The organism is Pseudomonas sp. R4-84 (genome assembly GCF_054130985.1).
Map to the genome: position 1 here is coordinate 430,878 of NZ_CP096390.1, position 26,301 is coordinate 457,178.

Annotated in this window: 23 protein-coding genes; 10 read left to right on the forward strand and 13 right to left on the reverse strand. The window is 61.9% G+C overall.

The features are described from left to right. Positions 1-50: 50 nt before the first annotated feature. A complete protein-coding gene (gene betI / locus M1D68_RS01985) occupies positions 51-671 on the reverse strand; it encodes a transcriptional regulator BetI (RefSeq protein WP_434561885.1) in 621 nt (206 codons plus the stop codon). Between the two features lie 365 nt (positions 672-1,036). Between betI and M1D68_RS01990 the strand changes: the two genes are divergently transcribed. After that, a complete protein-coding gene (locus tag M1D68_RS01990) occupies positions 1,037-2,572 on the forward strand; it encodes a BCCT family transporter (protein ID WP_457970673.1) in 1,536 nt (511 codons plus the stop codon). Positions 2,573-2,702: 130 nt separating this feature from the next. Here M1D68_RS01990 and choV read toward each other — a convergent pair whose 3' ends face one another. From choV to M1D68_RS02005, 3 genes are all read right to left on the reverse strand, one after another. Further along, positions 2,703-3,881, reverse strand: a complete 1,179-nt coding sequence (gene choV, locus M1D68_RS01995; RefSeq protein WP_420764961.1) for a choline ABC transporter ATP-binding protein — start codon at positions 3,879-3,881, stop codon at positions 2,703-2,705. Beyond that, positions 3,878-4,723, reverse strand: a complete 846-nt coding sequence (choW, locus tag M1D68_RS02000; protein WP_420764960.1) for a choline ABC transporter permease subunit — start codon at positions 4,721-4,723, stop codon at positions 3,878-3,880. Before choW ends, choV begins: the two co-directional genes overlap by 4 nt. A gap of 66 nt (positions 4,724-4,789) precedes the next feature. After that, entirely contained in the window at positions 4,790-5,737 is a 948-nt protein-coding gene (locus M1D68_RS02005) for a choline ABC transporter substrate-binding protein (protein WP_420764959.1), read from the reverse strand. A gap of 433 nt (positions 5,738-6,170) precedes the next feature. Here M1D68_RS02005 and M1D68_RS02010 point away from each other — a divergent pair, with 433 nt between their 5' ends. Beyond that, on the forward strand, positions 6,171-7,547 hold the full coding sequence (locus M1D68_RS02010; protein ID WP_434609108.1) for an L-serine ammonia-lyase: 1,377 nt from the start codon (positions 6,171-6,173) through the stop codon (positions 7,545-7,547). Between the two features lie 477 nt (positions 7,548-8,024). Beyond that, positions 8,025-9,128 carry a choline metabolism transcriptional regulator GbdR gene (gene gbdR / locus M1D68_RS02015; protein ID WP_013694424.1) on the forward strand — a complete coding sequence of 368 codons (1,104 nt, stop codon included), beginning with the start codon at positions 8,025-8,027 and terminating at the stop codon, positions 9,126-9,128. Positions 9,129-9,221: 93 nt separating this feature from the next. Here the strand turns inward: gbdR and M1D68_RS02020 are convergent, their stop codons facing one another. From M1D68_RS02020 to choX, 6 genes are all read right to left on the reverse strand, one after another. Continuing rightward, complete coding sequence (locus M1D68_RS02020; RefSeq protein ID WP_434561889.1) at positions 9,222-9,485, reverse strand: hypothetical protein; 264 nt, start codon at positions 9,483-9,485, stop codon at positions 9,222-9,224. A 370-nt stretch (positions 9,486-9,855) separates the two neighbouring features. Beyond that, positions 9,856-11,019, reverse strand: coding sequence for a gamma-butyrobetaine dioxygenase (locus M1D68_RS02025; protein WP_457969126.1), 1,164 nt, complete (start codon positions 11,017-11,019; stop codon positions 9,856-9,858). 20 nt (positions 11,020-11,039) lie between these two features. After that, the gene (locus M1D68_RS02030) at positions 11,040-11,516 is read right to left on the reverse strand and encodes a thioesterase family protein (RefSeq protein ID WP_457969128.1); all 477 of its coding nucleotides are present in this window, start codon (positions 11,514-11,516) and stop codon (positions 11,040-11,042) included. A gap of 160 nt (positions 11,517-11,676) precedes the next feature. Further along, the gene (locus tag M1D68_RS02035) at positions 11,677-12,642 is read right to left on the reverse strand and encodes an L-carnitine dehydrogenase (protein ID WP_420764954.1); all 966 of its coding nucleotides are present in this window, start codon (positions 12,640-12,642) and stop codon (positions 11,677-11,679) included. Between the two features lie 142 nt (positions 12,643-12,784). Further along, on the reverse strand, positions 12,785-13,672 hold the full coding sequence (locus M1D68_RS02040) for a beta-keto acid cleavage family enzyme (protein ID WP_045157164.1): 888 nt from the start codon (positions 13,670-13,672) through the stop codon (positions 12,785-12,787). 71 nt (positions 13,673-13,743) lie between these two features. After that, on the reverse strand, positions 13,744-14,688 hold the full coding sequence (gene choX / locus M1D68_RS02045) for a choline ABC transporter substrate-binding protein (RefSeq protein ID WP_420764953.1): 945 nt from the start codon (positions 14,686-14,688) through the stop codon (positions 13,744-13,746). Positions 14,689-14,875: 187 nt separating this feature from the next. Here choX and M1D68_RS02050 point away from each other — a divergent pair, with 187 nt between their 5' ends. Next, on the forward strand, positions 14,876-15,835 hold the full coding sequence (locus M1D68_RS02050; RefSeq protein WP_457969130.1) for a GlxA family transcriptional regulator: 960 nt from the start codon (positions 14,876-14,878) through the stop codon (positions 15,833-15,835). 130 nt (positions 15,836-15,965) lie between these two features. On the opposite strand, the gene M1D68_RS02055 is transcribed toward M1D68_RS02050, so the two are convergent. The 3 genes from M1D68_RS02055 to M1D68_RS02065 all read right to left on the reverse strand — a co-directional run bounded on the left by M1D68_RS02055 (position 15,966) and on the right by M1D68_RS02065 (position 17,719). Next, the gene (locus M1D68_RS02055; RefSeq protein WP_420764951.1) at positions 15,966-16,382 is read right to left on the reverse strand and encodes a DUF3010 family protein; all 417 of its coding nucleotides are present in this window, start codon (positions 16,380-16,382) and stop codon (positions 15,966-15,968) included. A gap of 49 nt (positions 16,383-16,431) precedes the next feature. After that, positions 16,432-17,208 carry a bestrophin-like domain gene (locus M1D68_RS02060; RefSeq protein ID WP_434561901.1) on the reverse strand — a complete coding sequence of 259 codons (777 nt, stop codon included), beginning with the start codon at positions 17,206-17,208 and terminating at the stop codon, positions 16,432-16,434. A gap of 109 nt (positions 17,209-17,317) precedes the next feature. Beyond that, positions 17,318-17,719, reverse strand: coding sequence for a lysozyme inhibitor LprI family protein (locus M1D68_RS02065; protein WP_434561903.1), 402 nt, complete (start codon positions 17,717-17,719; stop codon positions 17,318-17,320). Positions 17,720-17,952: 233 nt separating this feature from the next. Between M1D68_RS02065 and M1D68_RS02070 the strand changes: the two genes are divergently transcribed. From M1D68_RS02070 to etfB, 6 genes are all read left to right on the forward strand, one after another. Further along, positions 17,953-18,930 (forward strand): dipeptidase, encoded by a 978-nt coding sequence (locus tag M1D68_RS02070; protein WP_186634465.1) that lies wholly within the window; start codon positions 17,953-17,955, stop codon positions 18,928-18,930. Between the two features lie 79 nt (positions 18,931-19,009). Beyond that, the gene (locus M1D68_RS02075; RefSeq protein WP_018612374.1) at positions 19,010-19,540 is read left to right on the forward strand and encodes a DUF5943 domain-containing protein; all 531 of its coding nucleotides are present in this window, start codon (positions 19,010-19,012) and stop codon (positions 19,538-19,540) included. 15 nt (positions 19,541-19,555) lie between these two features. Continuing rightward, complete coding sequence (gene dgcA / locus M1D68_RS02080; protein WP_420764948.1) at positions 19,556-21,616, forward strand: dimethylglycine demethylation protein DgcA; 2,061 nt, start codon at positions 19,556-19,558, stop codon at positions 21,614-21,616. A gap of 163 nt (positions 21,617-21,779) precedes the next feature. After that, the gene (gene dgcB / locus M1D68_RS02085; protein ID WP_457969132.1) at positions 21,780-23,726 is read left to right on the forward strand and encodes a dimethylglycine demethylation protein DgcB; all 1,947 of its coding nucleotides are present in this window, start codon (positions 21,780-21,782) and stop codon (positions 23,724-23,726) included. Further along, positions 23,726-24,946 carry an electron transfer flavoprotein subunit alpha gene (gene etfA, locus M1D68_RS02090; RefSeq protein WP_457969133.1) on the forward strand — a complete coding sequence of 407 codons (1,221 nt, stop codon included), beginning with the start codon at positions 23,726-23,728 and terminating at the stop codon, positions 24,944-24,946. The genes dgcB and etfA overlap by 1 nt, the downstream gene beginning before the upstream one ends. A 15-nt stretch (positions 24,947-24,961) precedes the next feature. Continuing rightward, on the forward strand, positions 24,962-25,732 hold the full coding sequence (gene etfB, locus M1D68_RS02095) for an electron transfer flavoprotein subunit beta (RefSeq protein ID WP_420764945.1): 771 nt from the start codon (positions 24,962-24,964) through the stop codon (positions 25,730-25,732). Positions 25,733-26,301: the final 569 nt, after the last annotated feature.

The following is a 26,301-nucleotide window of genomic DNA, read 5'->3' on the forward strand; positions in this document are numbered from 1 at the left end:
CTGACCACCGAGCGTGTCGTTTACAGCTGACTACGCGCTGCGGTGGGGGTTCAGGAGTCGAGCGGTTCTGTGTGCTCTGGCGCTCCTGCCTTGGCCAGTTGGAAATCCATGTATTCGTACGCGATCCGATGTGCCTGGGCGGTGTCGAACGCGTCTCCCGACAGCGCTCCGCGCAGCCACAAACCGTCAATCAGAGCGGCCAGGCCCCGGGCCGCGCTGCGTGCCTGGTCGACAGGCAACACGCGGCGGAACTGGCAACACAGGTTGGAATACAGACGGTGATCGTTGATCCGCTGCAACCTGTGCAATGACGGGTGATGCATGCTGGTGGCCCAGAAGGCCAGCCAGGTTTTCATTGCCGGGCCGTTGACCTGGCTGGCGTCGAAGTTGCCCTCGATGATCACCTTCAGGTGAGCTCGCGGGCTCGGGTCCGTCAGCGCTTGACGACGCGCGGTGACGTTCTCGCTCAGGACAGTCATCAGGTACTGGGCCGTAGCCGCGATCAGGCCATTCTTGTCCTGAAAGTAGTGACTGATGATGCCGTTCGAAACACCGGCCAAACGGGCGATCAGCGCAATGCTGGCGTCCCCCATCCCGACCTGATCAACAGCCTGCAAAGTGGCTTCGATCAATTGCTGGCGGCGGATGGGTTGCATACCGACCTTGGGCATCTGCAAATCTCCTTAGGCCATCGGGCGGACGAGTAAGGTCCGCCGTCATGAGGGCCAGTCTATTTTGTTTTGATTGAACGTTCAATCAACAAAGAATAAGCTCTGCGACAATTCGTCGCGATTTACCGGTTTTCCTACGGGGTAAATGGCGCAGAAACGAGACATCAAGAGCCCAGAGACCCGCGCAATCGCGGGGCAAGGGCTTTCCGGGTGTCTTTATAACACCCGCCGGTCGGCTGCCAACCCACCGATTGGCCGGGTATCGCGTTGCCTTGTCCTTCTCTCGCACTGCCTGGAGCATCCGTGCAATGAGTTCTGCCTTGCTAGTAAAGACCCCGCCGCAGAAGGTGACGGTCAACGGTTGGGTGTTCTACACCTCCACCGCGCTGATTCTGTTGCTGACCGCCATTCTGATCATCGCCCCGCAGGAGGCCGGCCGTCTGCTCGGCATTGCCCAGGCGTGGCTGTCCCGCAGCTTCGGCTGGTACTACATGGTGGTCATCGCTGCCTATCTGGTGTTTGTGGTCGGCCTGGCATTTTCCTCCTATGGCAAGCTCAAGCTGGGCGGCAAGGACGATACGCCGGACTTCAGCTACGGCGCCTGGGCCGGGATGCTGTTTTCGTCGGGCATCGGCATTTCATTGCTGTACTTCGGCGCATCCGAGCCGCTGGACCATTTCTTCAACCCCCCTGAAGGCGTGGCCGGCAGCCAGATGGCCGCGCGCCAGGCCGTGCAATTGACGTTCTTGCACTGGGGCCTGCATGGTTGGGCGATCTATGCCCTGGTGGGCTTGGCCGTGGCGTATTTCGCCTATCGGCACAACCAGCCGCTGGCGCTGCGCTCGGCCCTGTATCCATTGGTGGGCGAGCGCTGGGTCAAGGGCGCGGCCGGCCATGCGGTGGACGGTTTCGGCATGTTCGTGACGCTGCTGGGGCTGGTGACCAACCTGGGGATCGGTTCGCTGCAAGTCGCGTCCGGTTTGGAAAACCTGTTTGGCATCGAGCACAGCAACACCAATTTGCTGATCGTGATCATCGTGATGAGCACCGTGGCGACCATCGCCGCCGTGTCCGGCGTGGAAAACGGCGTCCGCCGGTTGTCCAACCTGAACATCGTGTTGTTCAGCGGCTTGCTGATTTTCGTGTTGCTGTTCGGTCCGACCCTGCACCTGCTCAACGGTTTCGTGCAGAACATCGGCGACTACCTCAACGGCGTGGTGCTCAAGACATTCGACCTGTACGTCTATGCCGACGACACCGCGAAATCGGGCCGTTGGATGGGCTTGTGGACCCTGTTCTACTGGGCCTGGTGGATCTCCTGGGCGCCTTTTGTCGGCATGTTCATCGCGCGCATTTCCCGTGGCCGCACCGTGCGTGAGTTGGTGGCGGGCGTGTTGCTGATTCCCCTGGGCTTCACCCTGGCCTGGTTGTCGATCTTCGGTAACTCGGCCCTGGACCTGGTGATGAACCACGGCGCGGTCGAGCTGGGCAAGACGGCGTTGACGCAGCCGTCGATGTCGATCTATCAGCTGCTCGAATACTATCCGGCGTCGAAGGTTGTGATCGGCGTGTCGATCTTCGTCGGTTTCGTCCTGTTCCTGACCCCGGCTGACTCCGGCGCGGTGATGATGGCGAACCTTTCGTGCCAGGGCGGCAACGTTGACGAAGACGCGCCGCATTGGCTGCGGATCTTCTGGTCGGTGGTGATCACGCTGGTGACCATCGGCCTGTTGTTCGCGGGCAACTTCGAGGCGATGCAAACCATGGTGGTGTTGGCTGGCCTGCCGTTCTCGGTGGTGCTGGTGTGCTTCATGTTCGGGCTGCACAAGGCCATGCGCGAGGATGTGCGGGTTGAGCAGGAACGGGCGGAGTTGGCGGCGCTGGGTCGGGTCTTTAGCTGACCCGTTCGATAGTTGTGAACACTCTTGTGGCGAGGGGATAAATCCCCTCGCCACAACAGCATTCCAATTCTTGTTTCTGCGCACACAAAAACGCCGCGATCATCTCGCGGCGTTTTTGTGTGCATTGGCTTTAGCCCAGGTTCTTGCCGAGCAGGGCGTGATACAGCTCGCTGTCGCCGAGGATGCCGACGACTTGCTGATTATCGTGAAGCACCAGTTTGTTGCCGGTCTGGTAGCGGATCTGCAACGCGTCGCGCATGCCGATGCTGGAGTCGACCAAGGTCGGGAAACGCCCCAAGCCTTCGACGGACTGCCCTGGCGCCCAGTTCTGCAGGTCCAGGGCGGCGCCGTTCTGCCGGGCGCCCTTGATGGTGTTGCCTTCGGCCAGGTCAAGCCAGGAGTCGCCGCCCGGATCCAGGCACACCGAGCCGTTGATGCGCTTGCAGTTGTCCAGGGTGCGCATCAGGCTGCGGCCGCAGAGCACATTGAGCGGATTGGTATGGGCGACGAACGTGCGCACATAGTCGTCCGCCGGGTTCAACACGATCTGTTCCGGCTTGCTGTACTGGATGATGCGGCCGTCTTTCATGATCGCGATACGGCTGCCCAGCTTCAGGGCTTCGTCCAGGTCGTGGCTGACGAACACGATGGTCTTGCTCAACTTGCGTTGCAGTTCCAGCAGTTCGTCCTGCAGGCCTTGGCGGATCAGCGGGTCGAGGGCCGAGAACGGTTCGTCCATCAACAGGATGTCGGCGTCCATCGCCAGGGCGCGGGCCAGGCCGACCCGTTGCTGCATGCCGCCAGACAGCTCGTCGGGCTTCTTGTTGCGCCACTGCGTCAGGCCCACCAGCTCGAGTTTTTCATCCACCAGCTTCTTGCGTTCCTTCTCCGGCCGGCCCTGCATTTCCAGGCCGAAGCTGATGTTTTCGCGCACCGTCAGCCAAGGCATCAGGGCGAACTTCTGGAACACCATGGCGATGCGCTTGGTGCGCATCATCTTCAGTTCGGCGGGAGTGCAGGAGGCGATATCGATCTGCCGGCCTTCGTGCTCGACGAACAATTTGCCGCGACTCACGGTGTTCAAGCCGTTGATGCAACGCAGCAAGCTGGATTTGCCGGAGCCGGAAAGGCCCATCAGCACGCAGATCTCGCCTTTTTCGATGTCGAGGCTGGCTTTTTCCACGCCGACGATCTGCCCGGTCTTCTTCAGGATTTCGTTGCGCGTCATGCCCTTGTCGAGCAATTTGAGGGCTTCGCGTGGATCTTTGGAGAAGATCACGTCGACCTCTTCGAAGCGGATTATGCTCATGCGTCACCCCCTACTTTGGCGTCGGGTTGTTTGCAGATTCGGTCGAGCATGATCGCCAGCAATACGATCGCCAGGCCGGCTTCGAAGCCCAGGGCGATATCAGCGGTGTTCAATGCGTTGACCACGGGTTTGCCCAGGCCGTCGGCACCGACCAGTGCCGCGATGACCACCATCGACAGCGACAACATGATGCATTGGGTGATTCCGGCGGCGATGCTCGGCATGGCGTGAGGCAGTTCGATGCGCGACAGGAGCTGGCGCCGGGAGCAGCCGAAGGCTTTACCGGCGTCCATCAGTTCGTCCGGAACGTCGCGGATGCCCAGGTAGGTCAGGCGGATGGGCGCGGCGATCGCGAATACCACCGTGGAGATCAGGCCCGGGACCACACCCAGACCGAACAGGGTCAGGGTAGGAATGAGGTAGACGAAGGTCGGTACGGTCTGCATCAGATCGAGCACCGGACGCATCATGGTGTAGAACATCGGCTTGTGCGCGGCAACAATGCCCAGCGGCACACCGATAAGCACGCAGACCAGGGTCGCGAAGAGCACCTGGGCGAGGGTTTCCATGGTCTCTTGCCAGTAACCCAGGTTGAGGATCAACAAGAAGGACGCGATAACGAAAACGGTCAGGCCCCATTTGCGCTGGATGAAGTGCGCCAGTAGCGCGATGAGGCCGATAAGCACCAGGGGATTGAACCAGGTCAGCGCAAACGTCACGCCGTGAATCATCGTTTCCAGAAACATTGCGATTGCATCGAAGGTGTCGGCGCCGTTTTGCGTCAACCATTCGACAAAGCCCGCGATGTACTGGCCCAAGGGTATTTTCTGATCAATAAGCATGGTAGTGAACGTCCGCATGCAAGGAATAAACAGCCCGGGCGAGCGAACTCGCCCGGCATAAGCTTTTTACTGCGCGAGCTTGGCTTTCACGGCCTCCAGGCCAGGTTTACCGTCAACGGTGGTGACGCCGGCGAGCCAGGTATCGAGTACTTGTGGGTTTTTCTTCAACCAGGCCTTGGCGGCGGCTTCAGGCTTCATCTTGTCGTCCAGCACGTTGCCCATCAGCGTGCTTTCCATGTCCAGGGTAAAGACCAGGTTTTTCAGCAACTGACCAACGTTGCTGCATTCCTGGGCATAGCCCTTGCGGGTGTTGGTGTAGATGGTCGCCTGGCCGAAGTTCGGGCCGAAGTATTCATCGCCACCGGTGAGGTATTTCATCTTGAAGCGGGTGTTCATCGGATGCGGTTCCCAGCCCAGGAACACCACGGCGGTGCTGCGACGCTGGGCCCGATCGACCTGGGAAAGCATGCCGGCTTCGCTTGACTCGACGACCTTGAAGCCGGCGTCCTTGAGGCCGAAGGCGTTCTTGTCGATCATGCTCTGGATCAAGCGGTTGCCGTCGTTGCCCGGTTCGATGCCGTAGATCTTGCCGTCCAGTTCCTTCTTGAACTTGGCGATGTCGGCAAAATCCTTGAGGCCTTTGTTGTACAGCTCTTCGGGGACCGCCAGGGTGTACTTGGCGTTTTCCAGGTTGGCGCGCACGGTTTCCACGGTGCCCGCTTCACGATAGGCCTTGATGTCGTTTTCCATGGTCGGCATCCAGTTGCCGAGGAACACGTCCATGTTCTTGCCATCGGCCAGGGACTTGTAGGTCACCGGCACGGAGATCATCGTGGTCTTGGTCTTGTAGCCGAGGGCGTCGAGCACGACGCTGGTGGTGGCGGTGGTCACGGTGATGTCGGTCCAGCCGACATCGGAGAAGTTGACGGTACTGCATTGGGCGGGTTCTGCAGCGTTGGCCAGCATCGGAAGACTCAGCATGGCGGCCAACAACAACGGCGTGGAACCTTTCATGGGTGGACTCCTGGTGTTTTATCGGCAGTGTCCGGTCGGGACAACCGCGCTTTTTTGCTTTTTTTAAGTTGCGGTTGGCGGCGCGTGGGCACACTTCGTGGCACGCGGCCTTGCAAACGAGCCGTAACCGATCATGTACCAGTGCAAATCCGACGCCTACAGGGCGCGTCGTATCCAGTACAGGGAGGGTCGCATCCAGTGTTGGTGACGTCGTTTACAGATTTTTTCGGCCCTCGGCTGGCTTCTGATACGTAAAAAACGTCGTAAAACCTGGGCGACAAAGACGCGGCGTTGGTGGGCATGATTGCGTCGGTGTCAGACGTCGAAGGCCCATTCAAAAGCCGGATGATGCGGCCATCCCGGCGTTGAGCGTAGCAGCTGCGCCACCGGACGCTCCCGCGCCCGGATGTGTCCGTTCTGGAGAGTCAAGGCAATGGCCATCAGCGTGTTCGACCTGTTCAAGATTGGTATCGGCCCGTCCAGTTCCCACACCGTGGGGCCCATGCGCGCAGCGGCGCTGTTTGTCGAAGCGTTGCGGGCCAAGTCGCTTTTAAATGACGTGCGGCGGGTCGAGGTGCAATTGTTTGGTTCGCTGTCGGCCACCGGCATCGGTCACGGCAGCGATACCGCCACGATCATGGGCTTGATGGGCGAATGGCCCGACTCGATCGATCCGTCGCAAATCGGTACGCGCATCGAGCTGCTGCGCGAGACCCAGACCCTGCTGCTCGATGGCCGCCTGCCGGTACCTTTCGTCTGGTCCCGCGATATGCGCCTGCTCGACGAAAACCTGCCGTTCCACCCCAACGCGATGACGCTGGTGGCGGAGGGTGAAAACGGCGAACTGCACCGCGACACCTATTATTCGGTCGGTGGCGGCTTTGTGGTCGACCAGGCCCAGGCGTCCAGCGGCGTGATGGACCTGGACACCACCGAGTTGCCTTACGACTTCTCCAGCGCTGAGGAACTGCTCGGGCTGTGTCGCACGCATAACCTGCGAGTGGCTGAGCTGATGATGGCCAACGAGAAGGTCTGGCGTTCGGAAGAAGAGATTCGCAGCGGCCTGATGAGGCTCTGGCGAGCGATGCAGGACTGCGTCGAGCAGGGCCTCAAGCACGAGGGCATCCTGCCTGGCGGCTTGAATGTGCGCCGGCGCGCGGCCAAGTTGTACCGCAGCCTGCAAGAGCTGAACAAACCGAACGTGATCGGCTCGACCCTGAGCGCCATGGAGTGGGTCAACTTGTACGCCTTGGCCGTCAACGAGGAAAACGCCGCTGGCGGGCGCATGGTCACGGCGCCGACCAACGGCGCGGCGGGGATCATTCCGGCGGTGCTGCATTACTTCATGAAATTCAGCGAGGCCGTTACTGACGCCAACGTCGTGGATTATTTCCTCGGCGCGGCGGCGGTGGGCATCCTGTGCAAGAAGAACGCCTCGATCTCGGGCGCCGAAGTCGGCTGCCAGGGTGAAGTCGGCTCGGCCTGCGCCATGGCGGCGGCAGGCCTGGCGGAAATCCTCGGAGCCACGCCGGAGCAACTGTGCAACGCGGCGGAAATCGGCCTGGAGCACAACCTCGGCCTGACCTGCGATCCGGTGGGCGGCCTGGTCCAGGTGCCGTGTATCGAGCGCAACGCCATCGCCGCGGTGAAAGCAATCAATGCCGCGCAGATGGCCCTTCGGGGTGATGGTCAGCATTTCATCTCCCTGGACCGTGTGATCCGCACCATGCGCGATACCGGCGCCGACATGCACGACAAATATAAAGAGACTTCACGGGGCGGGCTGGCGGTAAGCGCGGTGGAATGCTGATTCAGCACTGCAAGATAATCCCGTGGCGAGGGAGCAGGCTCCCTCGCCACGGGTGTTGAAAAATCGCTCGTAAAACGCACACCGCAGGAAAAACACGCCACGTTTTGGCGCGTCGCAAACAGATAAGGCGGGACTTGGCGGTCACGCCTTTGTACGCCGCCCTACCGTCCGTCCCCGCGCTTGCGGTGACAACCATCGCGCAAACGGCGCGGCCCAGTGACCACAAGTGCTACCGATCTGCTCACAGCCCGCCCTGGCGTTCGCCCGCAGCCCATGATGGCACTTGGAACCCGGCCTCGACGGGGCCCTTATATAGACACGCCGGCATGTCGTTTTCAGGAGTTATTGAACGCGCATTCAAATTTAGGCATGGCAATTGCTCTGTCCCGATAAAGCCCCTCTCACGCAAGAGAATGAGGGCAATAACAAGAGCCTCCGCCTGAGGCCATCACCCGCTTTGTGTGAGGAGATACCGCGATGACGACGTCCAACTCCGGGGCCCAACCCCAGAACCGTGCGCCTCAATCCATCGGCTTTCTGCTGCTGGACAATTTCACGCTGATTTCCCTGGCGTCCGCGGTGGAACCGCTACGCATGGCCAACCAGCTGTCGGGGCGCGAGCTGTACCGCTGGACCACCCTGACCGTCGATGGCGGCCAGGTCTGGGCCAGTGACGGTTTGCAGATCACCCCGGACGCCTCCATGCACAAAGCCCCGGCCCTGGACACCGTCATCGTGTGCGGCGGCATCGGCATCCAGCGCACCGTAACCCGCGAACATGTCTCATGGCTGCAAGGCCAGGCCCGTCAATCCCGTCGTCTTGGCGCAGTCTGCACCGGCAGTTGGGCCCTGGCGTGCGCCGGCCTGCTGGACGGTTTCGATTGCAGCGTGCACTGGGAATGCCTGGCCGCGATGCAGGAAGCTTTCCCACGGGTTTCGATGAGCACGCGCCTGTTCACGCTTGACCGCAACCGCTTCACAAGCTCCGGCGGCACCGCGCCGCTGGACATGATGCTGCACTTGATCAGCCGTGATCACGGTCGCGAGTTGTCGGCGGCGATTTCGGAAATGTTTGTCTACGAGCGTATCCGCAACGAGCAGGATCACCAACGTGTGCCGCTCAAGCACATGCTTGGCACCAACCAGCCGAAGTTGCAGGAAATCGTCGCGCTGATGGAGGCCAACCTCGAGGAGCCGATCGACCTGGACGAGTTGGCGGTGTACGTCGCTGTGTCCCGCCGTCAGCTGGAGCGCCTGTTCCAGAAATACCTGCATTGCTCGCCGTCGCGCTATTACCTCAAGCTGCGACTGATTCGTGCGCGGCAACTGCTCAAGCAGACGCCGATGTCGATCATCGAAGTGGCCTCGGTGTGCGGCTTCGTCTCCACGCCGCATTTCTCCAAGTGCTACCGCGAATACTTCGGCATTCCGCCACGGGACGAGCGCGTCGGCTCCAACACCACGCAACAAGTGGCGATGATGCCGCTGCCGCAGGCGTTGGTGCTGTCGCCGCTGTCCGGCCCGCTGTCGGCGCTGAGCCAGGCGCGCAATGAGTCGACGTTTGCGAGTGTGAGGCTCTAAGACTTCAGCGCTTTCATCGCGAGCAGGCTCGCTCCCACAGGTTTTGTGCGTTCACAAATCCTGTGGGAGCGAGCTTGCTCGCGATGGGTTTCATCAGGCGTTATGGTTCTGCTGGTACTGCGCCAACGCCGGCAACAGTTGCTGATCGATTGCCTGGCGCACCGCCGGCAGGATGGTCGCGCTGCTGGTGTACATTTCCTTGACCAGCCTGCGCAGCTCATTGGCGCGAGCCCTGTCCAGGCCGCGTACGGCGCACTCGCACGCCTGCTCGGCAGTCGCGCCACTGGGTATCTGCAACCCCAGGGCCTTCAGATGGCCCAGCAGGTCTTCCTGGTCGATCAAATCGGCGTACATCATGACGCTTTTCCTTGTTCAGGGATTGGGGTCGTGCCTGGATTCTGGTAGCCACCCGAATCGGCGGCAAGGGCAAATCGTCGTTCTGTCATGATTGACTATGAACGCGTCGTTTTCGGCTAACTCGCTGGGTCCGGGACTGGGCACACTGGCCCCAAGCTGCATCACGATGGTTTGGTCACCCTCGCGCCACAGCTCCTCCAGTAACGCTCCTGCCCCGATCCTGTCACGGCTTGATCGGGGATTTTTTTGCCTGTGTGAATCCGCAAATAATCGGTTGTCTGGCAGGTCGCTATCGCGAGCAAGCTCGCTCCCACAGGGAAATGCTTTCACCTGTGGCAGCGAGCTTGCTCGCGATGAACGATGACGCGGTCTAACGTTGCAACACCAGAATGCGCGACAGCAATTCATCCCGATCCACATAACACCCCTGGAAATGCCGCGCCCCGGTAGCAGGGTCGAAGGCGTTGCGCGCGTGGAGCGTGCGGCGGTTGTCGAAGCACCAGAGCTGCCCGGGTTCGAGTCGTTGCACCAGGCGAAAGCGTGGCTCGCGGGTCAGCGCGATGAAGCGGCGGTAGGCGCGGTAAAGCCTGGGCATCTGCTCCACCGAGGTGTCAAAGGGGCCGCGCAGAAAGTTCGCCATGCGGACCTCCGAGACTTGCCCAAGGGCGTCCAACGCAATGATCGGCGCCAGGCAGCGGTAGTCGCTGTGGCGGTCCTTGTTGCGAAATTCCACCGGGATCTGGCACAGCGCCTCGAAGGCATCGGGATCTTCCTGGCGCAGCGCCTGGGCAATGGCGAAACCGTCGACGAAGATACTCTCGCCACCCACGGCCTCGTTCACCAGGCAATGCAGGAACTGCAACCCCGGCTGCAATTCCCGCGTCGGCAAGTCGCTGTGCAACGGCAGGTTAAAAGCGGTGTAGGCGTTGCTGTCGGCGTCGGCCTTGGATTGCACGTTGAAGAGCACGCCGAAATTGCTCTCGCGAACGAAGGAAATGCGTTGGGCAATCTGTTTCAGCGAGCCGGGCTCGGTGGGCACGCCCCGCACTTGGGTCAGGCCGATGTCGCGTACCGCCAGCAGCCATTGCAGCAGCGCGTCGGCATCCTCCATCAGCGCCTGGTATTCGAACACCGGCAGCTGCAGGTCGCACTGCCATAGCTGGCGTTGCGGCCTGCCGTCGAGTCGTTCGGCCCTGGAGACTTCGTCATAGGCGTGAGCGCGCAGCCAGCCCGGGTCGAATTGGCTTTGGTGGCCGTCCCGCCAGGCCACGCGCAGGCGGCCTTCACCATCAACGCGGATTTCATCCGGCGCCAAATCTTCGGGCACATCGACAATCTCCAGGACCTGCTCACGGGTCACGCTGTAGACGCATGCCTGGCAAGGGCAGTTGTCCCGCAGCCACTGGTGATGAAAAGGACTGATCCGACCATCGGCCCACGTGACGTGAACCCGGTCGGCCAAGGGGATTGCGGCAGTCAAGGCGTGGACCAGAGGGTAGCTGCGGAAGTCGGCAATTGCGGCGGCGGTGTGCATGTCGGTCTCCTATAGGAGGCTTATCGGGCGGGTGGCAGGGCGATGACACGCCCGATGCAGGATGGCGCCGGCAGGTCGGACTGGCTGTCGAGCAGGGCTTTGAGTTGGCTCAGGGTCTGTTCGCTAAACGGCGCCGAACGTGGCCCCGCCAGATCGACGTGCAGTAGCATCTGCTCATTGCCGGCCAGCTCTTTGTCGCCGCCCGCCAAGTGCAGGCTGTGGTAGAGGTGCAGGCGTTTGGCATCGTGGCCGATGATGTGCGTATGCACCTCGACATCGGCGCCGAGCTTCACTTCGTGCAGGTAGTTCAGGTGCAGCTCGAGGGTGAACAGCGAATGGCCGCTGGCTTCGCGGGTCTGGCTGTCCAGGCCGAGCCGGTCCATCAACGCATCGGTGGCGTAGCTGAAGATCAGCAAGTAGAAGGCGTCGCGCAGGTGGCCGTTGTAGTCGACCCATTCTGGGAGGATGCGGGTTTGGTAGGTAGTGAGGGTGGGCATGTTGGACTCCAATGCAATCGTGGCGAGGGAGCTTGCTCCCGCTGGGCTGTGAAGCAGCCCCAAACCGGTTGTACGCGGTGTATCAGCCAAATGGCATTCGCTGGTTTTGCGACCGCTGCGCGGCCGAGCGGGAGCAAGCTCCCTCGCCACAGGAATGGTGTTATTCGCTAAAAATCATTCCGTGCTTTTGCTTGGTGGCCTTCACCGCCTCCAGCACCGCCAACAGGCAATCATCACGATAGCGTTCCAAAGCTGAAATGCTGTGCTGCCCCAACTGTTCGCTCGTCCCGTCCACCACATCGTCGATCAGTTTCTCGGTCAGTTCCGGTGCCGGCAGGTAGGTCCAGGGCAGTTGCAACGCCGGGCCGAACTGAGCCATGAAGTGACGCATTCCAGCGTCGCCGCCGGCCAGGGTGTAGGTCAGGAACGTGCCCATGAATGACCAGCGCAGGCCGGCGCCAAAACGGATGGCATCGTCGATTTCGCCGGTGGTCGCCACTCCGTCATTGACCAGGTGCAACGCCTCGCGCCAGAGCGCTTCAAGCAAGCGGTCGGCAATGAAACCGGGCACTTCCTTGCGCACGTGCAGCGGCCGCATGCCGAGGGATTCGTAGACTTGAATCGCCGCTTGCACGGCCTCGGGTGCGGTGTTTTTGCCGCCGACCACTTCCACCAGGGGCAGCAGGTAGACCGGATTGAACGGGTGACCGACCACGCACCGTTCCGGATGGGTCGAGCTTTCATAGAATTCGCTCGGCAGCAGCCCGGAGGTGCTCGACCCGATCAACGCGTTCGGCTTGGCGGCGGCGCTGATCTGGCTGTGCAGCTGCAATTTGAGCTCCAGGCGCTCGGGGGCACTTTCCTGGATGAAGTCGGCGTCGCGCACGCATTCCTCGATGGTCGCGACAAAACGCAGCCGATCCTGCGAAGCGCCAGGGGCCAGGCCTTGTTTCTCCAGGGCGCCCCAAGCATTGGCGACGCGCTTGCGCAACGCGGCTTCGGCGCCGGGCGCCGGGTCCCAGGCGACCACGTCGAGGCCATGGGCCAGGGCGCGGCTGACCCAGCCGCTGCCGATGACGCCACTGCCCAGGGCGGCGAAGGTCTTGATGTCGGTGATAAAGCTCATGGTGATGTCCTGAAAAGAGTGAAAATCACCTGTGGGAGCGAGCTTGCTCGCGATGGCGGCGGTACATCCGACGCATCGTCGAAGTCTGGAATATCGCTATCGCGAGCGAGCTCGCTCCCACAGGGTTATGCGTCGATTCGGTTTAGCCGCGCTGGACCAGGCCCATTTTCTTGCGACCTTCGGCAGGCGTAAGCACCCGTGCGCCGAGGCGGCTGAGGATTTCGCCGGCGCGCTCTACCAGTTGGCCGTTGGTGGCGAGCACGCCTTTGTCCAGCCAGAGGTTGTCTTCCAGCCCGACCCGTACGTTGCCACCCAGCAGCACGGCTTGGGCCGCCATTGGCATTTGCATGCGGCCGATGCCAAAGCCGGCCCACACCGCGTCGGCGGGCAGGTTGTCGACCATGGCTTTCATTGTGGTGGTGTCGGCCGGCGCGCCCCATGGGATGCCCAGGCAGAGTTGGAACAGCGGATTGTCCAGCAGGCCTTCCTTGATCAGTTGCTTGGCGAACCACAGGTGGCCGGTGTCGAAGATCTCCAGCTCTGCCTTCACGCCGAGCTCGGTGATGCGCTTGGCGCCGGCCCGCAGTTGCGCCGGAGTGGAGACGTAAATGGTGTCGCCGTCGCCGAAGTTCAGGGTGCCGCAATCCAGGGTGCAGATTTCCGGCAGCAGCTCTTCAACGTGGGCCAGGCGGGTCAGTGGACCCACCAGGTCAGTGTTGGGGCCGAACTCCATCGGACGTTCGCCGGCACCGATCTCCAGGTCGCCGCCCATGCCAGCGGTGAGGTTGACGATGATGTCGACGTCCGCCTCACGGATGCGCTCCATCACTTCGCGATACAGCGCCACATCACGGCTGAACTTGCCGGTTTGCGGATCGCGAACGTGGCAATGGACCACCGTGGCGCCGGCCTTGGCGGCCTCGACGGCAGCGGCGGCGATCTGTTTCGGAGTGACCGGCACGTGAGGGCTCTTGGCGGTCGTGTCGCCAGCACCGGTGAGTGCGCAGGTGATGATGACGTCGTGGTTCATGGTGCGGATTCCTTCAGGCGTGGTGAGTCACTGCGCAGCCCTTGAAGACCGCGCAGAGGGATAACGTTCAGTCAGTTACTGGTGAGTTTCAGGTTGTCGGCGGCCGGCTTGCCATCGAAGGTGGTCACGCCTTCGAGCCAGCGCTGTTTGTCCTGTGGATGGTCCTTGAGCCATTGCCGGGCCGATTCGAGCGGATCCTTGTGATCGAGCAGCGGCTGCATCATCCGGCTCTCGTCTTCGGCGGTGAAGGTCAGGTTGCTCAGCAGACGGCTGACGTTCGGGCATTGCTCGGCGTAGTTCGGCGCGGTGACGGTCCACACGGTGGCCATGCCTTCGTTCGGACCGAGGGCGTCTTCGCTGCCGGTGAGGTAGGTCATTTGCACGTTGACGTTCATCGGGTGCGGCGCCCAGCCGAAGAACACCACGGCTTCCTTGCGTCGCACGGCGCGGTCCACGGCGGCGAGCATGCCGGCCTCGCTGGACTCGACCAGTTGGAATTTGCCCAGGCCGAACTGATTCTTGGCAATCATCGCCTTGATCTGGGTGTTGGCGCCGGAGCCGGGCTCGATGCCGTAGATCTTGCCGCCCAGCTCCTTCTCGAATTTGGCGATGTCAGCGAAAGTCTTCAGACCCTTGTCGGCCAGGTAAGTCGGCACGGCCAGGGTGGCGCGGGCGTCCTTCAGGCTGGGCTGCTCAAGCACCTTGACCTGCTTGGCTTCGACGAACGGGGTGATGGTCTGGGTCATCAGCGGGTTCCAGTAGCCCAGGAACATGTCCAGGCGCTGATCGCGGATGCCGGCGAAAATGATCTGCTGGGAGGCGCTGGTCTGCTTGGTCTTGTAGCCGAGGCCGTCGAGCATCACTTGGGTCAGGGCGCTGGTGGCAATGACGTCCGTCCAGTTGACCACGCCCAGGCGCACATTCTGGCAGGCGGCGGGTTCGGCTGCGAGGGCGGCCTGGTTCAGTAAAGAAGTGGTGCTGAGTGCAATAACGCAGCAGCTGATCAGTCGTTTCATTGTCGGGTTCCTCGGCAGCTTATTGTTATGGGGCCCGGTGTCTGTGCGCCGGTGATGCCACGTTACGCAGGCCCGGGCGGGGCAAAACGCACAGCGGCGACGTGCTCTTGCACTACAGCGACTCTTGAACGGTTGTTGCAACTGGCGTATCAAGGTCCGCACGCTGCCCGCCAACCGAGAGCGTTTCATGTCCCAGGATTTCTATTTCTTATTGATGCCGGGTTTCTCGGCCATCGGTTTCATTTCGGCCATCGAGCCGTTACGGGTCGCCAATCGGTTTCGTGGCGAGCTTTACCGCTGGCATGTCCTGAGTGCCGATGGCGGAGCGGTGCTGGCGAGCAATGGCATGTCGGTCAACGCCGATGCTGCGCTGGAGCCGCTGAAGAAGGGCGCGACGCTCTGGATCGTGGCGGGCTTCGAGCCGTTGAAGTTCGTCAGCCCGGTGCTTGAGAGGTGGTTGCACCGGCTGGATAACGACGGTGTCATCCTCGGCGGAATCGACACCGGCAGCGTGGTGCTCGCGGAGGCGGGATTGCTGGATGGCCATCGCGTCACCCTGCACTGGGAGGCGATCGAGGCGTTCAAGGAGTCCTATCCCCAGCTCGCCGTGACCCAGGAGCTCTTCGAAATCGACCGCCGCCGCATCACTTGCGCCGGCGGCACTGCCTCGATTGACCTCATGCTCGACCTGATCGCGCAGGCCCACGGCCCGGAACTCGCAATCCAGGTCAGCGAGCAGTTCGTGCTCAGTCGCATTCGTCCACGCAAAGATCACCAGCGCATGGAAATCGCCACCCGCTACGGCATTCGCAACAAGAAGCTGGTGCATGTGATTGGAGAAATGGAGGCCAACAGCGAACCGCCACTGAGCACCCTGGCGCTGGCCGAATCGATCAACGTCACGCGCCGCCAGCTTGAACGCCTGTTCCGCCTGCACCTGAACGACACGCCGAGTAATTTCTACCTGCGCCTGCGCTTGGAAAAGGCCCGGCAACTGCTGCGCCAGACCGACATGAGTGTGCTGGAAGTCAGCATTGCCTGTGGATTCGAATCGCCGTCGTATTTCACCCGCAGCTACAGGGCACGGTTTGCACGTTGCCCTAGGGAGGATCGGCGGCGGCAGGGGGATGAGCGGGAGGTGGTTTGACAGGCTGGCCCGGCCGCCCCCAAAACCAGACACCGCGGTGCAACAGGTAACCTCTGTAAACCGGTTCACGACTGCTGCGCAGCCGAGCGGGAGCAAGCTCCCTCGCCACGGTTTCTGTGTTTGGAAGGGGCTACTTCTTCATCAACGCCGAGCACGCCGCCTTGTATGCCTCATGCTGATACTTGTTCAGCGTCGTCGGCAGGGCGAAGTCATGTTTTTTGCTCTGTGCGTTGATGGTCTGTGGCGACAGCAGTGTCACTTCGCAGCCTTCGAGCAATTGGAAAACGCCTTCGATCTTGAAGGTGGTCGGGCCGCCCGCGAACTCACCTTTCTTGCTGCGCTTCTTGATGGCGATGCGGTCGATGCCATTGTCCGCCACGAAAGCCCGCACTTGCGCGGCGAAGGCTTTGACGTTGGCGGCTTCGTCGTCATCGTCCAGGGCGATTTTCTTGGTGTTCAGCGCGACGTGGCTCAACGCCTGCTGGTCCAGCGAGGCAACGGCGATGATCGCTTCGCTGCCTTTGATTTCGATGCCGCAGATGATCATGCTTGGCCTTGGATTCCGGAGGTCTGGAACGCCAGTCTATCCGCCTTGCTCAATTCATGCTCGCCCGCAGGTCCAGCATGATCTTGTCGAAATAGTCGACCCGGATCACCCCAAAGCGCGGGTACTCGAAATCCAGGATCACATACAACACGCAGACCATCACCGCCGCATAGCCCAGGCTGTGCAGCCAGTTGCGCTGCCGGGTGCCGGCCATGCCGTAGCCGATCAGCATGGCGCTGATCAGGGTCATGGTCACGAGCATCAGGTAAATGGTCAGGGGTGGGTGGGTTTCGTGAGCCACGGCGCGCGTCGTGGTGATGTCGATCATTTCGTTTTGCGCCTGCAGCACAGGCGTTCCCAAGGTTGGGGTGGGCATCTGTTGCAGGGCGGCGACGGTACGTTTCCAGATGGTTTGCTGCAGATCATTGGCTCGGTCATGGGCCGCTTCGTCGACTTCGTCTTCGCGCAAGTCGCGGTAATACTCGATACGGGCGTCGACATACTCTCGGAATGCCTGGCGGATGTCCGGTTGTTCGCTGGCGGGCAGAAGGTCCAGGCGCAACCAGGCGGTGCCCATGGCATTGGTTTCGGCAACGATCAACGCGCGGCGCTGGTCCAGGCGCGAGGCCGCCCCGGAAAAGGTGAAGGCGATCAGCAGCGCCAGCAGGCCGAACACCGCGCCTTCGATGGCCCCGATGCCCTGGCGAGCGCCGTCCGGGTCCTGGGCCAGGTGACGGTTGCCGACTTGGCGACCGGCCTCGATGCCCAGCACGATGGCGATAAAGATGGCTAACCCGTAGAAGGGCAAGGCTGTAAGAGAGTGCATACGAAAATCCTCTGATCGTCGTGTGTGACTCGTCTGTACAGCCCGGCTCGGACGGGTATGCAGCCAGTGTAGACGGCGTTGCGCAGCTCTTCCTATAACCGCTGTTCGTTCACTCCTGCCCAATCGATTCCAAGAACTCCGACCGGTCATCGCTCACCTGGGCCATGCAGTCGTTTTCGGCGATTTTGTAGGCGTCGCTCCCGGGCTTGGCCGGGAAGGCGGCGATGGCGCAGTCGGCTTCGCGCTGTTTTTGCCAGAGTTGTTGAGCGGCCTTGATCTTGGCGGTGATGTCGTTGAGCTGGGCCTTGTCGCTGGCGTAGCGGGTTTGCAGGCGTTCGTTGAGGCTCTGCAGGTTGTCGCTGAGCAACTGCTCGGCGGCGGCTTTGCCATAGGCGGAACAGGCCAGGGTCTGGACGTCGTTCTCAACTTCGTCGCAGGGGTTGGGCTCGGTGTCTTCGGTCGCGTGGGCGACGGTGCTGATCAGTGCCAGGGCAAGGAAGATCGATTTCATCGGGTTGTCGCTCAAATCCAGTGAAAGCCAGTGGTGCCGCGGATTCTGGCCCAAGCGCCGGGTAAATAACAGATGGACAGAGGGGGGCCGTCGCAGCCCATTGTCGTGGATTGACGCTTTCGGCAATTCCCCTGTCGTTTTTGCACCCGGTCGCCACGGCCCTCCGGCATATGCTGGCCCCAAAGCGCCGGCACACGATTCGGCGCATGAATCGCCAACAAGGGGACTGCCTGATGAGCCCAGCCGAATTGCACGCCGACAGCATCGTTATCGACGGGCTGATCATTGCCAAGTGGAACCGCGACCTGTTCGAAGACATGCGCAAGGGCGGCCTGACCGCAGCCAACTGCACGGTGTCGGTGTGGGAAGGTTTCCAGGCCACCATCAACAACATCGTTGCCAGCCAGAAACTGATCCGCGAGAACAGCGACCTGGTGATCCCGGTGAAAACCACCGCCGACATCCGCCGCGCCAAGGAACAGGGCAAGACCGGCATTATCTTTGGCTTCCAGAACGCCCATGCCTTCGAAGACCAGCTCGGCTACGTCGAGATCTTCAAGCAGCTCGGCGTCGGTGTGGTGCAGATGTGCTACAACACCCAGAATCTGGTGGGCACCGGTTGCTACGAGCGCGACGGCGGCCTGTCGGGCTTCGGTCGCGAAATCGTCGCCGAGATGAACCGCGTCGGCGTCATGTGCGACCTGTCCCACGTTGGCTCCAAGACCTCCGAGGAAGTCATCCTCGAATCGAAGAAACCGGTCTGCTACTCCCACTGCCTGCCGTCCGGCCTCAAAGAACACCCGCGCAACAAATCCGATGAAGAGCTGAAATTCATTGCCGACCACGGTGGTTTCGTCGGCGTGACCATGTTCGCGCCGTTCCTGGCCAAGGGCATCGATTCGACCATTGACGACTACGCCGAAGCCATTGAATACACCATGAACATCGTCGGCGAGGACGCCATCGGCATCGGCACCGACTTCACCCAGGGTCACGGCCAGGACTTCTTCGAAATGCTGACCCACGACAAGGGCTACGCCCGTCGTCTGACCAGCTTCGGCAAGATCATCAACCCCCTGGGCATCCGCACCGTGGGCGAGTTTCCGAACCTCACCGAAACGCTGCTCAAGCGCGGTCACCCGGAGCGGGTGGTGCGCAAGATCATGGGCGAAAACTGGGTGAACGTTCTCAAGGACGTCTGGGGCGAGTAGGCCCCGTTGCATCACTGAATCCTTTACCTGCGGCCACTCGCGCGGCAGGCACATCACGAATTTCCGGAGTCAAGTTTTCATGGCCAAGATCGCCCCGCAACTGCCTATCGAAGTCGACAGCGAAACCGGTGTCTGGACCTCCGACGCCCTGCCGATGCTGTACGTGCCGCGCCACTTTTTCGTCAACAACCACATGGGCATCGAGGAAGTGCTGGGCGCCGACGCCTACGCCGAGATTCTCTACAAGGCTGGCTACAAATCCGCCTGGCACTGGTGTGAAAAAGAAGCCGAATGCCACGGCCTGGAAGGCGTCGCGGTGTTCGAGCACTACATGAAGCGCTTGTCGCAGCGTGGCTGGGGCCTGTTCAAGATCCAGGACATTGACCTGGACAAAGGCACCGCCAGCGTCAAGCTCGAACACTCGGCGTTCGTCTATGTGTACGGCAAGGTCGGGCGTAAGGTCGACTACATGTTCACCGGCTGGTTCGCCGGGGCCATGGACCAGATCCTCGCCGCGCGCGGCAGCCAGATCCGCACCGTGGCCGAGCAGGTCTACGGCGGTTCCGAAGAAGGCCACGACGACGGCCTGTTCATCGTCAAGCCGTTGTAAGTCGAGGATCGCGCCATGGCTTTTGAAGCAATGTTCCAGCCGATCCAGATCGGCAAGCTGACCATCCGCAACCGCGTGCTCAGCACCGCGCATGCGGAGGTCTACGCCACCGACGGCGGCATGACCACCGACCGGTACGTGAAGTATTACGAAGAGAAGGCCAAGGGCGGCATCGGCCTGGCGATTTGCGGTGGCTCGTCGGTAGTTGCCATCGACAGCCCGCAGGAATGGTGGAGCTCGGTGAACCTGTCCACCGACCGTATCATCCCGCACTTCCAGAACCTGGCCGACGCCATGCACAAGCATGGCGCCAAGATCATGATCCAGATTACCCACATGGGCCGTCGCTCGCGTTGGGACGGCTTCAACTGGCCGACCCTGATGTCGCCGTCCGGCGTGCGTGAGCCGGTGCACCGTGCCACCTGCAAGACCATCGAGCCAGAAGAAATCTGGCGGGTGATCGGCAACTACGCCCAGGCCGCGCGGCGTGCCAAGGCCGGGGGCCTGGACGGCGTCGAGCTGTCGGCCGTGCACCAGCACATGATCGACCAGTTCTGGAGCCCGCGGGTCAACAAGCGTACCGACGAATGGGGCGGCAGCTTCGAAGGCCGCATGAAGTTCGGCCTGGAAGTGTTGAAGGCCGTGCGCGCCGAAGTGGGCGAGGATTTCTGCGTGGGCATGCGCCTGTGCGGTGACGAGTTCCACCCGGACGGCTTATCCCACGAGGACATGAAGCAGATCGCCAAGTACTACGACGACACCGGCATGCTCGATTTCATCGGCGTGGTGGGTTCGGGTTGCGACACCCACAACACCCTGGCGAACGTCATTCCGAACATGAGTTATCCACCGGAGCCGTTCCTGCACCTGGCCGCCGGTATCAAGGAAGTGGTCAAGGTCCCGGTGCTGCACGCGCAGAACATCAAGGACCCGAACCAGGCCACGCGGATCCTGGAGGGCGGCTACGTCGACATGGTCGGCATGACTCGCGCCCACATTGCCGACCCACACCTGATCGCCAAGATCAAAATGGGCCAGGTCGACCAGATCAAGCAGTGCGTCGGCGCCAACTATTGCATCGACCGCCAGTACCAGGGCCTGGACGTGCTGTGCATCCAGAACGCCGCGACGTCCCGTGAATACATGGGCGTGCCGCACATCATCGAGAAGTCCACCGGGCCCAAGCGCAAAGTCGTGGTGGTCGGTGCCGGCCCGGCCGGGATGGAAGCGGCGCGCGTGGCCGCCGAACGTGGGCACGACGTGACCCTGTTCGAGAAGAAGGAATTCATCGGCGGACAGATCACCACCGCCTCGAAAGCGCCGCAACGGGACCAGATCGCCGGTATCACCCGCTGGTTCCAACTGGAACTTGCGCGGTTGAAAGTCGACCTGCGCCTGGGCGTGGCGGCGGACGCGCCGACCATCATGGACCTGCGTCCGGACGTGGTGGTGCTCGCCGTCGGCGGTCATCCGAACGTGGAGCAGAACGAACACTGGGGCGCCGCCGAAGGGCTGGTGGTCAGCAGCTGGGACGTGCTCGACGGCAAGGTCGCGCCGGGCAAGAACGTGCTGGTCTACGACACCATTTGCGAATTCACCGGCATGTCGGTGGCCGACTTCCTCGCCGACAAGGGCAGCCAGGTCGAGATCGTCACCGACGACATCAAGCCGGGCGTGGCCATTGGCGGGACTTCGTTCCCCACCTACTACCGCAGCATGTACCCCAAGGAAGTGATCATGACCGGGGACATGATGCTGGAAAAGGTCTACCGCGAAGGCGACAAGCTGGTGGCGGTGCTGGAGAACGAATACACCGGCGCCAAGGAAGAACGCGTGGTCGACCAAGTGGTGGTGGAGAACGGCGTGCGGCCGGACGAAGAAATCTACTACGCGCTCAAGGAAGGTTCGCGCAACAAGGGCCAGATCGACGTCGAAGCCCTGTTCGCGATCAAACCCCAGCCGTGCCTGGAGCAGAGCGGCGACGGTTACCTGCTGTTCCGCATCGGCGACTGCGTGGCCCAGCGTAATACCCACGCGGCCATCTACGACGCCCTGCGGTTGTGCAAGGATTTCTAACGGCTTGCACATGATCCTGTGGGAGCGAGCTTGCTCGCGAAAGCGGTGGGTCAGTCAATGCAAATGTGACTGACAGAATGCAATCGCGAGCAAGCTCGCTCCCACAGGCACCGAGTAAGGCATCTCGACCTGCAAGACCCTGAGGTCTTTGGGAGCAACACTTATGTTGAACACCCTTCTTCCAATCCTGCTGTTCGCAGCCCTGGGCCTCGCTGCCCTCGCCTTGCGGCGGGTGAACATGTGGCGCCGGGGGCGGCCGGCCAAGGTCGATCTGATCGGCGGACTTTTTGCCATGCCCAAACGCTACATGGTGGATCTGCACCATGTGGTGGCGCGGGACAAATACATTGCCAACACCCACGTCGCCACGGCGGGTGGTGCGGTGGCGTCGATAGTGTTGGCGATCCTGGTCCATGGTTTTGGCCTGCACAACCGCATCCTCGGCTACGCCTTGCTGCTGATGTCGGCGGTGATGTTCGTGGGCGCGATCTTCATGTACCTGCGTCGGCGCAACCCGCCGGCGCGTTTGTCGAAAGGCCCGTGGATGCGCCTGCCGAAAAGCCTGCTGGCCTTCTCGGCGTCGTTCTTCCTGGTGACCCTGCCGGTGGCGGGCATCCTGCCGGAAAACTTCGGTGGTTGGCTGGTGGCAGCGATTCTGGGTGTCGGCGTGTTGTGGGGCGTGTCGGAGTTGTTCTTCGGCATGACCTGGGGCGGGCCGATGAAACACGCCTTCGCCGGTGCCCTGCACCTGGCCTGGCACCGCCGCGCCGAGCGCTTCGGTGGAGGCCGTTCCACCGGTCTCAAACCGTTGGACCTGAACGATCCTGCCGCACCGCTGGGCGTGGAAAAACCCAAGGACTTCACTTGGAACCAACTGCTGGGTTTTGACGCATGCGTGCAGTGCGGCAAGTGCGAAGCGGCTTGCCCGGCGTTCGCCGCCGGCCAGCCGTTGAACCCGAAGAAACTCATCCAGGACATGGTCGTCGGCCTGGCCGGCGGCACCGATGCGAAATTCGCCGGCAGCCCTTATCCAGGCAAACCGGTGGGCGAGCACGGCGGCAATCCGCATCAACCGATCGTCAACGGCCTGGTGGACGCCGAGACCCTGTGGTCCTGCACTACCTGCCGGGCGTGCGTCGAGGAATGCCCGATGATGATCGAGCACGTCGATGCCATCGTCGACATGCGCCGTCACCTGACCCTGGAAAAAGGCGCGACGCCGAACAAGGGCGCCGAGGTATTGGAAAACCTCATCGCCACCGATAACCCCGGCGGCTTCGCCCCGGGCGGGCGAATGAATTGGGCGGCGGACCTGAACCTCGACCTGCTCAGCGAGAAGAAATCCACCGACGTTCTGTTCTGGGTCGGCGACGGTGCCTTCGACATGCGCAACCAGCGGACCCTGCGCGCCTTCGTCAAAGTGCTCAAGGCGGCGAAAATCGACTTCGCCGTGCTCGGTCTCGAGGAGCGCGACAGCGGCGACGTGGCCCGGCGCCTGGGTGACGAAGCGACGTTCCAGCTGTTGGCCAAGCGCAATATCCAGACCCTGGCCAAATACAGCTTCAACCGCATCGTCACGTGCGACCCCCACAGCTTCCACGTGTTGAAAAACGAATACGGTGCCTTTGATGGCAATTACCTGGTGCAGCACCACAGCACCTATATGGCCGAGATCATCGACGCCGGCGCGCTGAATCTTGGCCAGCACAAGGGCGACAGCGTGACCTATCACGACCCTTGCTACCTGGGCCGCTACAACGGCGAATATGAAGCGCCGCGCCAAGTGCTGCGTGCGCTCGGTATCGAGGTGAAGGAAATGCAGCGTTCCGGTTTCCGTTCGCGTTGTTGCGGCGGTGGTGGCGGGGCGCCGATCACCGACATCCCGGGCAAGCAGCGCATCCCGGACATGCGCATGGAAGACATCCGTGAAACCGGCGCCGAGCTGGTGGCGGTGGGTTGTCCACAATGCACCGCGATGCTCGAAGGCGTGGTCGAACCTCGGCCGATGATCAAGGACATTGCCGAACTGGTGGCCGACGCGCTGCTTGAAGAAGCCGCGCCGCGCAAGCCTGTGGCGCCGGCCAAACGTGAACCTGCGGAGGTGCATTAATGAGCGACATCATCCGCCGCGACCCTCGCGCCGAGTGGATTGCCCGCAACCGCCTGCACCCGTTGCACACGGCGATGCAACCGGTGCAGCACAGCTGGATGGGGCCCAACGGCGTCATTCGCAAGAACGTCCATGGCGTCGGTTTCATCGGCCCCAACGGCATCAAACGCATCGACCGTAGCGGTGCCCAGCAGGGCGGTGCAACCAAACGCACTGCCGCGACGCAAGTGCAATTGCCACTGCATCAAGTCGTGCAACCGGCGTTCTACATCAGCGTTGTGCCGGATATGGTCGGCGGCCGCCTCAGCAGCCACGACCGCGATTTGCTGGGCCTGGCCCATCAGCTGGCCGGCAGTGACGGGGCGGTGCTGGCCGTGGTCTTCGGCGAGCACAAGGAGAACACCTTCGCCACGGCGGGCGTGGACCGCTTGCTGGTGCTCGATGGGGAGGAATTCAGCGGTTATGCACCGGAGCAACGGGTACAAGGGTTACGGGCTGTGGATAACCAGTTCAACCCACGCCACTGGCTGCTGCCCGACAGCCGCAGCGGTGGTGGCGAACTGGGTCGGCGCTTTGCCGCGGCCTTGGGCGAACGCCCGGCCACGCGGGTCTGGCAGGTCCAGGGCGAGGCCTGCATCGGCCGCGCCGGTGCGGGGCTGCAAGACCTCGCACGGCCATTGGCGCGGTTGATCCTAGTCGCCGCCGAATGCGCCGAGCCGGTCAGCGAAACCCGTCACGAAGCCCTGCCGGTGGAGTTATCCACAAGCGTGGCTCGCAGCCTGTCGCGCATTGAAGACCTCGGCGCGGTGGCGGTTGACCCGGGTGCGATTCCGATGGCCGAGGCCGAGTTCATTTTCTCCGGCGGCAACGGCGTCAAGGACTGGGCGCTTTTCCACAGGACAGCGGCGGCCTTGGGCGCGACCGAGGGTGCCTCGCGGGTAGCGGTGGACGACGGTTTCATGGCCCGGGATCGCCAGGTCGGTGCGTCCGGCACCTGGGTCACGGCGAGGGTCTACGTGGCCGTCGGGATTTCTGGGGCGATCCAGCACCTGCAAGGCATCGGCGCCTGCGACAAGGTGGTGGCGATCAACCTCGATCCGGGCTGCGACATGATCAAACGGGCGGACCTGTCGGTGATCGGTGACAGCGCGGCGATTCTCCAGGCCCTGATCGCGGCGGTAGAGGCTTACCGCAACGAAGCCAGGCGCGATGCGGCTTAAGCTAAGGAAACGTTCATGAGTACCCAAGTGATCAGCCTTGTCTCCATCGGCGCCCACCCGACCTCCGGTCGGCCACGGCGCGCCGAGCAAGACGCCCGTGCCGTGGAACTGGGCCTGCAGCTGGCCGGCAACGACCTGCAAGTGCTGCATGCCGGGGATGTGGCGGAACCGGCGTTGCGCGCTTATCTGGGCATGGGGCTGGATGAACTTCACGTCCTGGAAAACCCCGTCGGAGCCGACGCGCTGCCGGCCCTCACCGACTATCTGCGTGACGCCGGCGCCCAGGTGGTGCTGACCGGCAGCCAGGCGGAAACCGGCGAAGGTTCGGGCATGCTTCCATTTTTGCTGGCGGAGAGCCTCGGTTGGCCGCTGGTGGTGGGGCTGGCCCAGGTCGAATCCATCGAAAACGGCGCGGCCCTGGTGTTGCAAGCCTTGCCCCGTGGTCAGCGGCGGCGGCTCAAGGTGCGCCTGCCATTTCTCGCCACTGTGGATAACGCCGCGCCAAAACCCCGGCAAAGCGCCTACGGCCCGGCGCGGCGTGGGGCGTTGCATGCTGAAGAGGTCGAGGTCATTGACGATACGTTGTTGGCCGTGGCGACCCTGCAACCGGCCAAGCCAAGGCCCAAGCGCCTGAAAGTGATCAAGGCCAAGAGCGGCGCCGATCGCATGAAAGCCGCCACGGCCAAGGCCAGCGGCGGGGGCGGGCAGGTGCTCAAGGGCGTGAGCCCGGAGGCAGGGGCAGAGGCAATTCTCAAATTGTTGGTAGAGGAAGGGGTGGTTCGTTAAACCCAATTCAAAACAAAACCCTGTCGGAGCAAGCCTGCTTGCGAAGACATTCCGTCAGCCGCTGAAGGTATCCACCTATGCGCCGTCTTCGCGAACAGGCTCGCTCCCATAGTTTGTTCGGCGTTACTCACAATCCCTGTGTGCGCCTCTGTGGATAACCTGTTCGCCCCTCGCTACGGCCCACGCCAATCAGGCGCTGTAGCCCTTCGATCAAAAAACAGCCAACCTAACTTACGGTTTTCATTGGCTTTTCTCCGTGAATAAAACCCCGCTTCGAGCAAAACTTGCCCCCAATCTCTGTTGGCGCTTCTGTGGATAAGATGTTCGCTATGCCCTGTAGCCCTTTAAATCAAAGGCTCTCAGGGCGCTGATCAAAAAACAGTCACACCGTCAGGAAACCTGTTGCCGTTTGATAAGTCACGGATTTTATTCACATTGGCCCTCAGCAAATTGCCGGCGCGTGCACATTTGTCCCCATTTGCTGTGGGTGGTCTTGTGGATAACTTGTTCGCGGAACTCTATAAGCCACGGCCGGCTTAGTGCTAATCGCGATAGATCAAATTTCATAC

Coding starts and splice junctions, on each gene's coding strand:
- betI (WP_434561885.1), bottom strand. CDS start 671: ATGCCCAAGGTCGGTATGCAACCCATCCGCCGCCAGCAATTGATCGAA.
- choV (WP_420764961.1), bottom strand. CDS start 3,881: ATGAGCATAATCCGCTTCGAAGAGGTCGACGTGATCTTCTCCAAAGAT.
- choW (WP_420764960.1), bottom strand. CDS start 4,723: ATGCTTATTGATCAGAAAATACCCTTGGGCCAGTACATCGCGGGCTTT.
- M1D68_RS02005 (WP_420764959.1), bottom strand. CDS start 5,737: ATGAAAGGTTCCACGCCGTTGTTGTTGGCCGCCATGCTGAGTCTTCCG.
- M1D68_RS02010 (WP_434609108.1), top strand. CDS start 6,171: ATGGCCATCAGCGTGTTCGACCTGTTCAAGATTGGTATCGGCCCGTCC.
- gbdR (WP_013694424.1), top strand. CDS start 8,025: ATGACGACGTCCAACTCCGGGGCCCAACCCCAGAACCGTGCGCCTCAA.
- M1D68_RS02020 (WP_434561889.1), bottom strand. CDS start 9,485: ATGATGTACGCCGATTTGATCGACCAGGAAGACCTGCTGGGCCATCTG.
- M1D68_RS02025 (WP_457969126.1), bottom strand. CDS start 11,019: ATGCACACCGCCGCCGCAATTGCCGACTTCCGCAGCTACCCTCTGGTC.
- M1D68_RS02030 (WP_457969128.1), bottom strand. CDS start 11,516: ATGCCCACCCTCACTACCTACCAAACCCGCATCCTCCCAGAATGGGTC.
- M1D68_RS02035 (WP_420764954.1), bottom strand. CDS start 12,642: ATGAGCTTTATCACCGACATCAAGACCTTCGCCGCCCTGGGCAGTGGC.
- M1D68_RS02040 (WP_045157164.1), bottom strand. CDS start 13,672: ATGAACCACGACGTCATCATCACCTGCGCACTCACCGGTGCTGGCGAC.
- choX (WP_420764953.1), bottom strand. CDS start 14,688: ATGAAACGACTGATCAGCTGCTGCGTTATTGCACTCAGCACCACTTCT.
- M1D68_RS02050 (WP_457969130.1), top strand. CDS start 14,876: ATGTCCCAGGATTTCTATTTCTTATTGATGCCGGGTTTCTCGGCCATC.
- M1D68_RS02055 (WP_420764951.1), bottom strand. CDS start 16,382: ATGATCATCTGCGGCATCGAAATCAAAGGCAGCGAAGCGATCATCGCC.
- M1D68_RS02060 (WP_434561901.1), bottom strand. CDS start 17,208: ATGCACTCTCTTACAGCCTTGCCCTTCTACGGGTTAGCCATCTTTATC.
- M1D68_RS02065 (WP_434561903.1), bottom strand. CDS start 17,719: ATGAAATCGATCTTCCTTGCCCTGGCACTGATCAGCACCGTCGCCCAC.
- M1D68_RS02070 (WP_186634465.1), top strand. CDS start 17,953: ATGAGCCCAGCCGAATTGCACGCCGACAGCATCGTTATCGACGGGCTG.
- M1D68_RS02075 (WP_018612374.1), top strand. CDS start 19,010: ATGGCCAAGATCGCCCCGCAACTGCCTATCGAAGTCGACAGCGAAACC.
- dgcA (WP_420764948.1), top strand. CDS start 19,556: ATGGCTTTTGAAGCAATGTTCCAGCCGATCCAGATCGGCAAGCTGACC.
- dgcB (WP_457969132.1), top strand. CDS start 21,780: ATGTTGAACACCCTTCTTCCAATCCTGCTGTTCGCAGCCCTGGGCCTC.
- etfA (WP_457969133.1), top strand. CDS start 23,726: ATGAGCGACATCATCCGCCGCGACCCTCGCGCCGAGTGGATTGCCCGC.
- etfB (WP_420764945.1), top strand. CDS start 24,962: ATGAGTACCCAAGTGATCAGCCTTGTCTCCATCGGCGCCCACCCGACC.